This is a genomic window from Catellatospora sp. NPDC049609 (assembly GCF_040675365.1).
In the GTDB taxonomy this organism is placed as follows: Bacteria; Actinomycetota; Actinomycetes; order Mycobacteriales; family Micromonosporaceae; genus Catellatospora.
Genome location: NZ_JBFAOU010000201.1, coordinates 1 through 13,563, shown reverse-complemented (window position 1 = coordinate 13,563; position 13,563 = coordinate 1). Strand labels below are relative to the sequence as shown.

The window sequence follows — 13,563 nt, the reverse complement described above, 5'->3', positions numbered from 1 at the left end:
AGCCGGAGCATCACGATCGAATCCTTGCCACCCGAGAACAGCAGCACCGGACGCTCGAACTCGGCCACGACCTCCCGCATCACGAAGACGCTCTCCGCTTCGAGAGCATCAAGGTGGGAGACTCGGTAGGCAGCCGGCTGCTCCGGCGCAGGCTGGACCATATCCAGACCTTTCCTAGTGCTTTACTCGGGAATTAACCCTACACGCCGCTCCGCGCGTGGATCAACGATGCTGTGACAAGACCGACAGCAGGTCAGCGGCCAGATCCCGGCGGCAGACCAGCAGATCGGGCAGGCTCGCGTCGGACTGGTTGTAGCGCAGCGGCGCGCCGTCGACCCGCGAGGTGTGCAGCCCGGCTGCGGCGGCGACCGCGACGGGCGCCGCCGAGTCCCACTCGTACTGGCCGCCGGCGTGGATGTACGCGTCGACGTCGCCGGTCACCACGGCCGCGATCTTCGCACCGGCCGAGCCCATCGGCACCAGCGTCGCGCCGACCTGCTCGGCGACCGCGGCAAGAAACGCGGGCGGGCGGGTGCGGCTGGTCGCGATGCGGATCCCTCCGCCCGCGGCGGCCTCGGCAGACAGCGGGGGGTACGCCGGCGGCGGCTCGCTGCCCAGCACGCGCTGCTGCGCGGGCAGCCCGACGGCGCCCGCCGCGAGCTCGCCCTCGCCCTCGCCGGTGCGCCGCCACAGCGCGACGTGCACGGCCCAGTCGGCGCGGCCGGGCTCGCCGAACTCGCGCGTGCCGTCCAGCGGGTCGATGATCCAGAGCCGGTTCGCGGTGAGCCGGACCGGGTCGTCCACGCCCTCCTCGCTGAGCACGGCGTCGGCGGGCCGCCAGCGGGCCAGCTCGGTCATGATCAGGTCGTGCGAGCGCTTGTCACCCGCGTGGCGCAGACCGGCCGGGTCGTCGAAGCCGATCTCGTCGCGCAGGTTGAGCAGCAGGTCGCCGGCCTGTCGGGCCAGCCATACGGCGAAGGCGCCGTCTTCCACCGGGGGCATCAGTACGCTCCAGAGCTTCGGGCAACGGCGGTCAGCGTACGCAGAAGGATGAGCAGGTCCATGGACATTGACCAGTTCTCGACATAGCGGAGATCCAATCGGACCGCCTCCTCCCACGGCAGGTCCGATCGCCCGGAGACCTGCCAGAGTCCCGTCATGCCCGGTTTCACCGCGAGCCGGCGCCGCACGTCATCGGCGTACGCGGCGACCTCGCAGGGCAGCGGCGGGCGCGGCCCCACCAGTGACATCTGTCCCAGCAGCACGTTCAGCAACTGGGGCAGCTCGTCGAGCGAGTAGCGGCGCATCCACCGGCCCATCGCGGTCACCCGCGGATCGTCCCGGATCTTGAACAGCACTCCGTCGTGCTCGTTGAGATGCTTCAGCTCGGCCAGCCGGGCCTCGGCATCCGTATACATGGTACGAAACTTGTAGATGACGAACTCACGGCCGTCCCGCCCCACCCGCACCTGCTTGAACAGCGGCGGTCCGGGCGAGTCGATGCGCAGCGCCATCGCGATCACCAGCAGCAGCGGCGCGGACAGCACCAAAAGCAGCGCCGCGCCGATCCGGTCCATCAGCTCCTTGACCACCCGACTGCCGCCGGACAGCCGGGGATGTTCCACGTGCAACATCGGCAGGCCGTCGACCGGGCGGATGGTGGTCCGCCCGCCGGCCACGTCGATCAGCGAGCTGGCCACGATCAGGTCGATCTCGTCGCGCTCCAGCGCCCAGGCCATCCGGCGCAGCGCGTGCCCGTCCAGCTCGGGGCAGCTCAGCACGATGATGGTGTCCGCGCCGGCGGCGCGCACCGCCGACGCCACGTCGTCGAACGTGCCGTACACCGGCAGCCCGACCCGGCCGTCGCTGCCGCGCGGCACGCACGCGCCGACGACCTCCAGGCCGTGGAAGCGCTCGCGGCACAGCTGCCGGGTCAGCCCGATGATGGCCAGCTCGTGCCCGACCACGATGACCCGGCGCAGGCACTCGCCGCGCTCGCGGCGCCGGTGCAGCGACTTGCGGATCAGGAACCGGGTGACCACCAGCGCCGCGGTCGCGGCGGGCGGTGCGATCAGCACGTACGAGCGGGCGGTGGCCAGTTCGAGGGCGTAGGAGCCGATGGCGGCGCTCGCGATCAGCCACAGCCCGGCGCGCATGACGCGGTCGTACTCCTGCGTGCCCACATACAGGTGGCGCTTGTCGTACGCCCGGGTCAGCGCCAGCGAGGCGACCAGCGCGAACGGCAGCGCCAGCGACATCAGCAGGTACTTCGTGGTGTACGGGGTGACCGGGTGGCCGAAGCGCAGCATGTAGGTCAGCAGGCCCGCCGCGGCCCCGACGAGCAGGTCCGAGGCGATCAGCGTACGCAGGTAGCGCTGCTCCCAGCCCTTGCGCCGGTCGAGCACGCGCACCGGCGTACCGATGTGGGTGCTGCCGCGGTGCAGCGGGCGGCGGCCGGCCGCCGGACGGTGCTGCGGGGTCTGCGGGCGCACCGCGACCAGGCCGACCGGCGCGGGGCTGAACGGCGCGGGACCGGCCGGGGTCGGCGTCGCGGTGTAGGCGAGCGCACCGGAGTCGTCGACGTGCCGGTGACGCTGCGGATAGGGTCGCGGGCCGCGTCGATCATCGTCGCGGCGCTGCTCCATGAATGCCCCCCGTCACCGACGCGGCGCACCGTGTCCGGCCTGCTAGAGGGGCCGGGAGCAGGTGCGCCTGCCGGATACAACGCGGGATTGGGGCAAATGTGACGGCGCGCGGACTGTCCGGGATCAGGCAGTGTGGTACGTCTGCTGCGCGGCGGCCAGCCCGACCTTCACGATCGCCTCCACGGCGTCCGCCGCGCGGTCCACCAGGAAGTCCAGCTCCTTGCGCTCCACGCTGGAGAAGTCCGACAGCACGAAGTCCGCCGGGTCCTGCCGGCCGGGCGGACGGCCCACGCCGAAGCGCACCCGCAGATAGTCCTTCGTGGACAGCGACTTGCTCATCGAACGCAGCCCGTTGTGGCCGCCCTCGCCCCCGCCGACCTTGAGCCGCACCTGGCCGTACGGGATGTCCAGCTCGTCGTGCACGGCGATGATCTGCGCCACCGGCACCTTGTAGAACTGGCTCAGCGCGGCGGCCGGCCCGCCGGACAGGTTCATGTAGGTCAGCGGCTTCACCAGCACCAGGCGCGGGGCGTCGGCGCCGTAGCCCAGCCGCGCCTCGGCCACGTCGGCCACCGCCTTGCGGTGCCGCCCGAACTTCACGCCGGTGCGCTCAGCCAGCAGGTCGGCGATGTGGAAGCCCACGTTGTGCCGGTTGGCGGCGTACTGCGGCCCCGGGTTGCCCAGGCCCACGATCAGCCACGGTGCTGCCTGCTCCATGCCCACTTCTCCCCACATACGCTCGTGGCGTCCGTCATGCCGCTACAGCATGAAGGACGCCACGGACGAAGCTGAAACGAGATCAGGCCTCGGCGCCGACGGTCTCGGCGGCCTCTTCGGCCTCGACCTCGGCGGCCTCGGGCGCCTCGGCGGTCTCGCCCTCGAGCTGCTCGGCGGTCGGGGCCACGCTCACCACGGCGAGGATGGTCTCGGCGTCGGCGACCAGCTGCGCGCCGCGCGGCAGCTTGACGTCACCGGCGGTGACGTGCGAGCCGGCCTCCAGGCCGTCGAGCGAGACCTCGACGAACTCGGGCAGGTGCAGCGCCTCGGCGGTGATGGCGATCTTGTCGTGCTCGGTCACGACCAGGGTGCCCTTGGCGGCCTCGCCGACCAGGTGCACCGGCACCTCGACGGTGACCTGCTCGCCGCGCTTCACGATCACCAGGTCGATGTGCTCGTAGGTGTCCTTCAGCGGGTCACGCTGGATGGCCTTCGGCAGCGCCAGGGTCTTGGTGCCGTCGGGCGAGACGAGCTCGAAGACGGTGTTGACGCCACCGTGGCGGATCGCGGCGGCGAACTCACGGGCGGGCACGGCGATGTGGCGCGGGGCCTCACCGTGACCGTAGATGACGGCGGGCACGAGGCCCAGACGACGGGTGCGGCGAGCGCCACCCTTGCCGAACTCGGTACGCGGCTCGGCGCTGATCTTTACTTCAGACACGATTCTTCTCCTGCTCAACGGGTCTCTGTCAGGCCGAGCGAACGAGGGCGCGCGGGAAGACCCGGAGCACCGCGTCGATCACGGCGCCATCAACAGGTAGTTACGACCCGCAGGGCACCCTCGCCGTGGCAACCCCGAAAGCTTACCCGATCACCTTCGGTGATCCCCGCCGGGGCGGCTCATGTCACCCGTAGCGGCGGGGCGCCTTGCGAACGACGTTGGCCTATCTGGATGAAGTCGATCTCGAAAAAGTCATCCAGATAGGCCAACGTCTATGCAAAGCGGGGTGCGGCGGCGGCCGGGGCCGCGTGCGGGTGGGTCAGCTGAGGCCGCCGAAGAGGGTGGTGACGGAGCCGTCGTCGAAGACCTCGCGGATGGCGCGGGCCAGCAGCGGGGCGATCGACAGGACGGTGAGCTTGTCGAACGTCTTCTCCGTGCCCAGCGGCAGGGTGTTGGTGACGATGACCTCGCTGATCCGGCTGTTCTTCAGGCGCTCGGTCGCCGGGTCGGAGTGCACCGCGTGGGTGGTCGTCACGATGACGTCGGCGGCCCCGTTGTCGAACAGGATGTCGGCGGCCTTGCAGATGGTGCCCGCCGTGTCGATCATGTCGTCGACCAGGATGCAGGTGCGCCCGGCCACCTCGCCGATGACCCGGTTCGCGACCACCTGGTTGGGCTTGAGCGGGTCGCGGGTCTTGTGGATGAACGCCAGCGGGCAGCCGCCCAGCCGGTCGGTCCAGCGCTCACCGACGCGCACCCGGCCGGAGTCGGGCGACACCACGGTCAGCTCGCGGTGGCCGTAGTTGGCCTGTACGTAGTCGGCCAGCACGTCCATCGCGAACAGGTGGTCCACCGGGCCGTCGAAGAAGCCCTGGATCTGGGCGGTGTGCAGGTCGACGGTGAGGATGCGGTTCGCGCCGGCGGTCTTGAGCAGGTCCGCGATGAGCCGTGCGGAGATCGGCTCCCGGCCGCGGTGCTTCTTGTCCTGGCGGGCGTAGGGGTAGAACGGCAGCACCACCGTGATGCGCTTGGCCGAGCCCCGCTTCGCCGCGTCGATCATCAGCAGGGTTTCCATGATCCAGTTGTTCACCGGCTGGGTCATGGACTGGACGATGAAGGCGTCGGAGCCGCGGACGGACTCCTTGTAGCGGACAAACGTCTCACCGCTGGCGAAGTCGTACGCCGTCGTCGGGGTCACCCCCACGCCGAGCACCTCGCCGATCTCCCTCGCCAGCTCGGGGTAGGCCCGGCCAGAGAAGAGCATCAGGTTCTTGCGGTTCTCCGTGACGATGCTGCCCATCGGCTTGCCGCCCCTTCACGATGGTCTGCGGTCAGTATCACCTTTTCGCTTCATCCTCTCCCGGCGGTTCGCGAACCAGCCACCAAGCCCGCACGTGGGTGCGACAGATCACGGACACATCGCTTGCGCCGACGTTCACGCAGGTGACATCAGGGTGCCTTGCCCGCCGCCGACAGCGGGCGCTACCTTCGTTGAGCACAACTGTCCGCACAGAAGGGCGAGGCTCGATGGGCAGGGACCGGTCCGACGAACCGACGCTGATCCAGCGCCGGATCCTCCTGCTGCTCGCCGCCGGATTCACCGTGCAGACCATCACCAAGCTGGTCTTCCTCAGCGAGCGTGCGGTGCACGACCACATCGCCAGCCTCAAGCAGCAGACCGGCGCCAAGAACCAGTTCTCCCTCGGCGCCGAGGCCGCCAAGCGCGGCTGGCTCGATGAGGACGGCAACCCCACCGACCGGCGACCCGGCCAGCCTGCGTAAAGCCCGCCGGCCGGCGCGCGGTCTCAGCCCGCACCGGCCCGTCCGGGCGGGGCGCTCAGGCCTTGTCGCCCGGGTTCTCCTTCGCGGCCCGCTCGGCCGCCTCCGCCGCCGCCGTGCCGGCGCGGGTGCGCTGCACCCAGCCCTCGATGTTGCGCTGGTGCGCCCGCGCCACCGCCAGCGCACCCGGCGGGACGTCCTTGTGGATCACCGAACCGGCCGCGGTGTACGCGCCGTCGCCGATCGTCACCGGCGCCACGAACGTCGTGTCGCAGCTCGTCTTCACGTGGGAGCCGATCGTGGTGTGGCTCTTGGTGGTGCCGCTGTAGTTCGCGAACAGGTTGCCCGCGCCGATGTTGGTCTGCTCGCCGATCGTCGCGTCGCCCACGTACGTCAGGTGCGGCACCTTCGTGCCCTCGCCCAGCGACGCGTTCTTGATCTCCACGAACGTGCCGACCTTGCCCTTGCGCGCAATCCGCGCGCCGGGCCGCAGGTACGCGTACGGGCCCACGGACACGCTCGGGCCGATCTCGGCCTGCACGGCGTGGGCGCGTACCACCTGGGCCTGCTCGCCCACGGTCGTGTCGATCAGCGTCACGTCCGGGCCCACCACGGCGCCGGTGGCGACGCTGGTCGCGCCGCGCAGCTGCACGTTCGGCTCCAGCAGCGCGTCGCGCTCGACGGTGACCGTCACGTCGACCCAGGTCGTGGCCGGGTCGATGATGGTGACCCCGTCGCGCATCAGGTCCAGGTTGATCCGGTCGCGCAGCAGCGCCCGCAGCGAGGCCAGCTCCGCCCGGTCGTTGCAGCCGAGCGTCTCGGTCGCGTCGCCCGCCAGGTGCACCCGCACCGGCGAGCCCTGCGTCACGAACAGCTCGAAGACGTCGGTGAGGTACTCCTCGCCCTGGTCGTTGTCCGTGGTCAGCTTCGCCAGCGCGGCGCGCAGCGCGGCCGCGTCGAACGCGTAGATGCCGGCGTTGATCTCCCGGATCGCGCGCTGCTCGGGCGTGGCGTCGCGCTCCTCGACGATGCGGGCCAGGCCGCCGTCGGCGTCGCGCACCAGCCGGCCCAGGCCGGTCGGGTTCGGCACGTCCGCGCCCAGCACGGTCGCCGCGGCGTGCGCGGACTCGTGCGCCTCGACCAGCGCGCGCAGCGTCTCGGCGCGCAGCAGCGGCACGTCGCCGTTGAGCACCACGACGGTGCCGTCGAGCTCGCCCAGCGCCTCCAGCGCGATGCGTACGGCGTGGCCGGTGCCGTTCTGCTGCGCCTGCAGCGCGGTCGACACCTCCGGCGCGATCTCGGCGAGGTGGGCGGTGACCTGGTCCGCCCGGTTGCCGACGACGGCGAGGGTGCGGTCCGCGCCCAGCGGGGCCGCCGCCGCGAGCACGTGGCCCACCAGCGAGCGGCCGAGCAGCGGATGCAGCATCTTCGGCAGGTCCGACTTCATCCGCTTACCCTCGCCAGCCGCGAGGACGATCACCGTACGAGTCACGAGGCGCCTAACTTCAAACCGAACGATTTGCAACAGCTCGGCTGCCAGGGCTCGAACCTGGAAAGCGCGCTCCAAAGGCGCGAGTGTTGCCAATTACACCACAGCCGACCGGGGTCGCCTGTCAGCTTAGCGCCTGCGGTGCCGCCGTTGGCCGCCCACTTCTGGGGTGGCCCCGGACCAGGCTTCCGGCCTGCCGCAGGAAATTTCCGGGGGCCTGCCCCCTGTCAAACTACGGTTGCGTAGGTTACGGTTACGTAGGTAGCCCGAATCAGTCTTTCCGCCCAGCTCCAGCGAGGTGCCATGACCACCACTGCCATCGACACGCCCACCGGCACTGCGGCCCCTCAGCGTGGACAGAAGCCACTGACCGAGGGACAGCAGTCCAAGGGCACGCTGATCGGTCTCTGGGCGTTCGTGACCCTGCCGTTCCTGGCGCTGTTCGCGGTGGTCCCGGTGGCCTGGGGCGGCTGGCTGACCCTCACCGACGTCGCGATCTTCGCGGTGATGTACGTGGTGACCGGTCTCGGCATCACCGTCGGCTACCACCGCTACCTCACGCACAGCTCGTTCAAGGCGACGCGCTGGCTGCGGGTGACGCTGGCGGTCGCGGGCGCGATGGCCGTGCAGGGCTCGCCGACCCAGTGGGTCGCCGACCACCGCCGCCACCACCAGTACTCCGACCTCGAGGACGACCCGCACTCGCCGTGGCGCTTCGGCAACTCGCTCAAGGGCCTGACCAAGGGCATGTTCCACGCCCACGTGGGCTGGCTGTTCGCCCGTGAGCTGTCCAACCGCGCCCGGTTCGCGCCGGACCTGCTGGCCGACAAGGACATCCAGAAGGTCGACCGGATGTTCGGCCTGCTGTCGCTGACCACCGCGTTCGCCCCGGCCGTCGTCGGCGGCCTGGTGACCTGGTCGTGGCAGGGCGCGCTGACCGCGTTCTTCTGGGCCGGCCTGATCCGCATCGGCCTGCTGCACCACGTCACCTGGGCCATCAACTCGGTCTGCCACGTGTACGGCGAGCGCCCGTTCGAGATGCGCGAGGGTGACAAGGCGTCGAACTTCTGGCCGCTGGCGATCCTGTCGTTCGGCGAGAGCTGGCACAACCTGCACCACTCCGACCCGACCTGCGCCCGCCACGGCGTCATGCGCGGCCAGATCGACATCTCGGCCCGGGTGATCTGGTTCTTCGAGAAGTTCGGCTGGGCCACCAACGTGAAGTGGCCGAAGGCCGACCGGCTCCAGACGAAGATGGTCGACCCCGAGGCCCAGCTCAAGCTGGCCCGGTGACCGTCGACACCAACGGCACTCCAGCCACGCCCCCGTCCTCCTGGCAGGATGGGGGCGTGGCTGACGACATCCGTGACTCCCGCCCCGCGGCGAGCCGACCGGCTGCCCCGCCGAAGGCCGGGTCGCGGGTGCGCATGAGCTTCTCCCAGCGGCGCGAGCAGCTGATCGCGGTGGGCCGGCAGCTGTTCGCCGAGCGGGGTTTCGACGCGACGTCCATCGAGGAGATCGCGTCGCGCGCCAAGGTCTCCAAGCCGGTGGTGTACGAGCACTTCGGCGGCAAGGAAGGCCTCTACGCCGTCGTGGTGGACCGGGAGGTCACCTCCCTGCTGACCCGGGTCACCTCCGCGCTGACCGCGGGACACCCGCGGGAGCTGCTGGAGCAGGCGGCGCTGGCGCTGCTGGACTACATCGAGGAGGAGACCAACGGCTTCCGCGTGCTGGTGCGCGAGTCGCCGGTGATGTCCTCCTCGGGCAACTTCTCCTCGGTGCTGAACGACGTCGCGCACCAGGTCGAGCACATCCTCGGCGCCGAGTTCAAGACCCGGGGCTACGACCCGAAGCTGGCCGAGCTGTACTCCCAGGCCCTCGTCGGGATGGTCGCGCTGACCGGTCGCTGGTGGCTGGAGGTGCGCAAGCCCCGCAAGGAGACGGTGGCCGCGCACCTGGTCAACCTGTGCTGGAACGGGCTGTCCCACCTGGAGGCCAAGCCCGCCCTGCTGACCCGCAAGGACAAGAAGTAGCCGACCGCTACTTGTTGGCGTGGGGTTTGACGGCGAACTTGTCGCCGGGGCGGGTGCTGTGGCGCAGCACCTCCTCGGCGATGGCCTCGGCGGGCGTGCCGGTCTTGCCGTACATCCCGGCTATCAGCATGATCGTGCCGACGATGAACGAGACCACGCAGGTGGCGACCTCGAAGTTGAGCTTGTTCTCCGGGGTCTGCATCAGCAGCAGCATCACCAGGCCGGAGAGCAGGAACACCGCGCCGCCGAAGATGTTGATGAAGTGGTCGATGTTGCGGCCCACGATGGCGCCGCCGAGCACGATCGCGCCGACGATGACCGACAGCCAGGCGAACGCGGGGTTGGTCTTGAGCCCGAGGGCCTCGGTGTCGCCGCGGTTGAAGAACGGCTCACCGGCGGTGCGGATGGCGCCGACGATGCCGAACACCAGCAGGTACGCCCCGCACAGTCCGGCTAGGAAGCGCCACTGCGGCCGCAGCCGGTGATTGACCGGAAGATGCATGGATCCAGTGTCCCGCCGGGAGTGTCCCGGCGGGACCGAAACGACCGGATTCAGCGGCCCTGGCGGTGCGCCTCCTCGGCGGCGGCCTTCGCGGCCGAGCCGACCTTGACGTACATGCCGGCGGTGAACAGCACCGAGCCGATCAGGTACGAGACGATGCAGGTCGCCATCGTGAAGTTGAGCACGTTCGACTCGGTGCGCATCAGCGCCATCATCGCGGTGCCCACGATGAGGAAGCCGACGCCGACCCACATGTTCACGAAACGGTCCAGGTTGCGGCCGACGAGCGTGGCCAGCAGCACCGCGACGCCGGCGCCGAGGCTCGCGTACGCGAACGCGGGGTTGGTCTTCAGGCCCAGCGCGCGGACGTCGCCCTGGTGGAACAGCGGCTGACCCTGGCTCTCCAGGTAGCCGAGCACGCCGAAGGCGAGCACGAACAGGCCCGCGAGCAGCGCCAGCCCACGGTAGAGCGGACGCAGGGAGTGGTTGACGGGCATGTGGGAAGCCATGTCACAGCTCCGAGTGGTACGAGGGGTCAGGGGATGCGTGAGGTTATCAGGCAGCCCGCACGGCCCTACTCGGAGAGCAGCTCCGCCAGGTTCAGCCACTCGTCCTCGAGCAGCCCCCGCTCGTCTTGCAGCGCCTTGAGGCTCGCGTCCAGCTCGGCGATCTTCGCGAAGTCGGTGGCGTGCTCGGCCATCTGCGCGTGCAGCTTCTCCTCGCGCTGGTTGAGCTTCTCCAGCTGCCGCTCGATGCGGGACGACTCCTTCTTCGCCGCCCTGATCTCCCCCGCGCTCGGGCCGCCGGTCCGCTCCGCCTGCGGCTGCGCCACGGACGTCACCGCCCCGCCGCCCGCCGCCGCCGCGGCGTCGCCCTCGACACGCTGCAGGTACTCGTCGACGCCGCCGGGCAGGTGGCGCAGCTTGGCATCGCCGAGCAGCGCGTACACCTGGTCGCAGACGCGCTCGACGAGGTAGCGGTCGTGGCTGGCCACGATCATCGTGCCGGGCCAGGTGTCGAGCAGGTCCTCCAGCGAGGCCAGGGTGTCGGTGTCCAGGTCGTTGGTGGGCTCGTCGAGGATGAGCACGTTCGGCTCGCCCGCGAGCAGGCGCAGCAGCTGCAGGCGGCGGCGCTCGCCACCGGACAGGTCCGCCACCGGCGTCCACACCCGCCGGTCGGTGAAGCCGAACACCTCGGCCAGCTGGGACGCCGACAGCTCCCGGTCGCCGAGCTTCACCCGCCGCGCCACCTGCTCGACGGCCTCCAGCAGGCGCAGCTCACCCGGCAGCTCGGCCAGCTCCTGGGACAGGAACGCCGGGCGCACCGTCTGGCCCGCGCGGAAGCCGGACGCGGCGGTCACCCCGGCCAGCAGGCGCAGCAGCGTCGACTTGCCCGCGCCGTTCGCGCCGAGCAGGGCGATCCGGTCGCCGGGGCCGACGTGCCAGGTGACGTGGTCGAGGATCAGCTTCGGGCCCGCGTGCAGGGTGACGTCGTCCAGCTCGTACACCTGGCGGCCCAGCCGGGCCGTGGCCAGCTTGGCGAGCGTCACCTGGTCGCGCGGCGCGGGCACGTCGGCGATCAGCGCGTTCGCGGCGTCGATGCGGAACTTCGGCTTCGAGGTGCGGGCCGGCGGGCCGCGGCGCAGCCAGGCGATCTCCTTGCGGAGCAGGTTCTGCCGCCGGGACTCGGTCACCGCGGCGACGCGCTCCCGCTCGGCGCGGGCCAGGATCCAGGCGGCGAAGCCGCCCTCGTACGCGCGTACCTGCTGGTCGGCGACCTCCCAGATGCGGTTGCAGACCGCGTCGAGGAACCAGCGGTCGTGGGTGACCACCACCAGCGCGCCCTTGAGCCGCTCGTTGAGGTAGCGGGCCAGCCAGTTCACCCCGGCGATGTCGAGGTGGTTGGTGGGCTCGTCCAGGATCAGCAGGTCGGAGGGGCGCACCAGCAGCGCCGCGAGCGCGATGCGCCGCCGCTCGCCACCGGACATCGGGCCCACCGGCTGGTCCAGCCCCAGACCGGGCATGCCCAGGCCGTCGAGGATGGCGCGCACGCCCGCGTCACCGGCCCACTCGTGCTCGGCCTCGAACGCGGCGGGCAGCCAGGCGTCGCCCAGCACCACGTCGCGCACGGTCAGCTCCGGGGCCAGGTCCAGCGCCTGCGGGAGCGCGGAGACGCGCAGGTCGCGGCGGTGGGTGACCCGGCCGGAGTCGGGCTCCTCGGCCTTGGTCAGCATACGCAGCAGGGTCGACTTGCCCGCGCCGTTGAGGCCGACCACGCCGATCCGGTCGGCGTCGTCGAGGCCGAGGGACACGTCGGTGAGCAGCGGCCCGGTCGGGCCGTAGCCCTTGCCGACCCGGTCCAGATTGATGATGTTGGCCATGGTGGGGTCAGCCTATCCGGGCGCCGTGCACCGCTCCGTACGCCTGCTGCACGCCGCGGCACAGGCCCGACTCGCGCAGCGCGGCCGCGAGGTCGTCGCCGTGCGCCTCGTCGCGCACCAGGAAGACGCACGTCGGGCCGCTGCCGGAGACGAGACCGGCGAGTGCGCCCGCCTTCTCGCCGACGTCGAGCGTGTCGGCCAGCGCCGGGCGCAGCGACAGCGCGGCGGGCTGCAGGTCGTTGCCGAGCGCCGCGCCGAGCACCGCCGGGTCGCGCTGGCGCAGCGCGCTCAGCAGGTCGTCGCTGGAGCCCAGCGGGGCGGGGGCGGTCCCGGCCGCGCGCATGCGGTCCAGCTCGCCGTACACCTGCGGGGTCGACAGGCCGCCCTCGGCGAACGCCACCACCCAGTGCCAGCGGTTGGCGCGGGCCAGCACCGGGCTGACCGCCTCGCCGTGACCGGTGCCCAGCGCGGTGCCGCCGTACAGCAGGAAGGGCACGTCGGAGCCGAGCGTGGCGGCGATGCGGGCCAGCTCCTCGCGGCTGAGCCCGGTGCCCCACAGCGCGTCGCAGGCCACCAGCGTCGCCGCCGCGTCGGCGGAGCCGCCGGCCAGGCCGCCCGCCAGCGGGATCGACTTGCGCAGGTGCAGCCGCGCCCGCGCGGGCACCTTCGCGGAGGCGGACAGCGCCTGCGCGGCCCGGATCACCAGGTTGCTGTCGTCGAGCTCCAGCTCGCCCACGCCCTCGCCCTGCATGGTGAGGCTGAGGGTGTCGCCCGCCCGCGCGGTGACCTCGTCGTAGAGGGAGATGGCGTGGTACACCGTGTGCAGCTCGTGGTAGCCGTCGGGCCGCAGCGGGCCGACCCCGAGGTGCAGGTTGATCTTCGCGGGCACCCTGACCCGAACCGGCCCTGACGAGGCTCCCGCCAGGTCATCGTCGTCGTCGCCGAGCGTCCACGCCTCTGTCACGCCGACCAGCGTACTGGCCGCCCCCGGACCACCCGGCGGCGCAGCACCCCCGCCCGCCCCTCGGCACCGGAGCTGCACCGGTGCCCCCGCCACCCCGTCCCGCGATCGACGCTGGCCTATCACATCGACTTCGATCGCGAGTTTTTCGAGGCGATCGGCCAACGTCCATGCGGGGCGGGGTGCGTCAGCGGCCGCAGGCGGCGGCTGACGTAGACGTTGGCCTATCTGGATGACGAATCATCGATCGGAGGGTTGCAGAAATGCCAAAGTGTATTGAAATCGGGGGGGGGCGGGGGGGGGCGGGGGGGGGGGCGGTAGGGGGTGGGGGGGGTT

The 13,563-nt window shown here is 71.1% G+C and carries 13 protein-coding genes, 1 tRNA gene and 1 pseudogene; 3 read left to right on the top strand and 12 right to left on the bottom strand.

Translation table 11 applies throughout. From position 1 onward, the window contains the following. The 6 genes and pseudogenes from AB0J67_RS34355 to AB0J67_RS34330 form a co-directional block, all read right to left on the bottom strand. A pseudogene (locus AB0J67_RS34355) lies at positions 1–161 on the bottom strand (sulfate adenylyltransferase small subunit); the annotation flags it as partial. 61 nt (positions 162–222) lie between these two features. Continuing rightward, positions 223–1,002, bottom strand: coding sequence for a 3'(2'),5'-bisphosphate nucleotidase CysQ (locus AB0J67_RS34350; protein WP_363488769.1), 780 nt, complete (start codon positions 1,000–1,002; stop codon positions 223–225). Continuing rightward, positions 1,002–2,645, bottom strand: coding sequence for an exopolysaccharide biosynthesis polyprenyl glycosylphosphotransferase (locus AB0J67_RS34345; RefSeq protein WP_363488767.1), 1,644 nt, complete (start codon positions 2,643–2,645; stop codon positions 1,002–1,004). Before AB0J67_RS34345 ends, AB0J67_RS34350 begins: the two co-directional genes overlap by 1 nt. Positions 2,646–2,768: 123 nt before the next feature. Next, on the bottom strand, positions 2,769–3,362 hold the full coding sequence (gene pth / locus AB0J67_RS34340) for an aminoacyl-tRNA hydrolase (RefSeq protein WP_363488765.1): 594 nt from the start codon (positions 3,360–3,362) through the stop codon (positions 2,769–2,771). A gap of 82 nt (positions 3,363–3,444) precedes the next feature. Then, complete coding sequence (locus tag AB0J67_RS34335; protein ID WP_363488763.1) at positions 3,445–4,083, bottom strand: 50S ribosomal protein L25/general stress protein Ctc; 639 nt, start codon at positions 4,081–4,083, stop codon at positions 3,445–3,447. Positions 4,084–4,402: 319 nt separating this feature from the next. Next, on the bottom strand, positions 4,403–5,383 hold the full coding sequence (locus AB0J67_RS34330) for a ribose-phosphate diphosphokinase (protein WP_363488761.1): 981 nt from the start codon (positions 5,381–5,383) through the stop codon (positions 4,403–4,405). 227 nt (positions 5,384–5,610) lie between these two features. On the opposite strand from AB0J67_RS34330, the gene AB0J67_RS34325 reads away from it, so the two are divergent. Then, the gene (locus AB0J67_RS34325; protein WP_363488759.1) at positions 5,611–5,865 is read left to right on the top strand and encodes a hypothetical protein; all 255 of its coding nucleotides are present in this window, start codon (positions 5,611–5,613) and stop codon (positions 5,863–5,865) included. A 55-nt stretch (positions 5,866–5,920) separates the two neighbouring features. On the opposite strand, the gene glmU is transcribed toward AB0J67_RS34325, so the two are convergent. Further along, a complete protein-coding gene (gene glmU, locus AB0J67_RS34320; protein WP_363488757.1) occupies positions 5,921–7,354 on the bottom strand; it encodes a bifunctional UDP-N-acetylglucosamine diphosphorylase/glucosamine-1-phosphate N-acetyltransferase GlmU in 1,434 nt (477 codons plus the stop codon). 36 nt (positions 7,355–7,390) lie between these two features. Continuing rightward, positions 7,391–7,462 (bottom strand) — tRNA-Gln (locus AB0J67_RS34315). A gap of 192 nt (positions 7,463–7,654) precedes the next feature. On the opposite strand from AB0J67_RS34315, the gene AB0J67_RS34310 reads away from it, so the two are divergent. Together AB0J67_RS34310 and AB0J67_RS34305 are read left to right on the top strand one after the other, a co-directional pair. Next, a complete protein-coding gene (locus tag AB0J67_RS34310; protein WP_363488755.1) occupies positions 7,655–8,644 on the top strand; it encodes an acyl-CoA desaturase in 990 nt (329 codons plus the stop codon). Positions 8,645–8,778: 134 nt separating this feature from the next. Further along, a complete protein-coding gene (locus AB0J67_RS34305; RefSeq protein WP_363488771.1) occupies positions 8,779–9,384 on the top strand; it encodes a TetR/AcrR family transcriptional regulator in 606 nt (201 codons plus the stop codon). A 7-nt stretch (positions 9,385–9,391) separates the two neighbouring features. Here AB0J67_RS34305 and AB0J67_RS34300 read toward each other — a convergent pair whose 3' ends face one another. From AB0J67_RS34300 to AB0J67_RS34285, 4 genes are all read right to left on the bottom strand, one after another. Next, on the bottom strand, positions 9,392–9,886 hold the full coding sequence (locus AB0J67_RS34300; RefSeq protein ID WP_363488753.1) for a DUF4383 domain-containing protein: 495 nt from the start codon (positions 9,884–9,886) through the stop codon (positions 9,392–9,394). A 50-nt stretch (positions 9,887–9,936) separates the two neighbouring features. After that, positions 9,937–10,395 carry a DUF4383 domain-containing protein gene (locus AB0J67_RS34295; protein WP_363488751.1) on the bottom strand — a complete coding sequence of 153 codons (459 nt, stop codon included), beginning with the start codon at positions 10,393–10,395 and terminating at the stop codon, positions 9,937–9,939. Positions 10,396–10,460: 65 nt separating this feature from the next. Then, complete coding sequence (locus AB0J67_RS34290; RefSeq protein WP_363488749.1) at positions 10,461–12,266, bottom strand: ABC-F family ATP-binding cassette domain-containing protein; 1,806 nt, start codon at positions 12,264–12,266, stop codon at positions 10,461–10,463. A gap of 7 nt (positions 12,267–12,273) precedes the next feature. Beyond that, positions 12,274–13,230: a 4-(cytidine 5'-diphospho)-2-C-methyl-D-erythritol kinase gene (locus AB0J67_RS34285; RefSeq protein ID WP_363488747.1), complete on the bottom strand. Its 957-nt coding sequence runs from the start codon at positions 13,228–13,230 to the stop codon at positions 12,274–12,276. Positions 13,231–13,563: the final 333 nt, after the last annotated feature.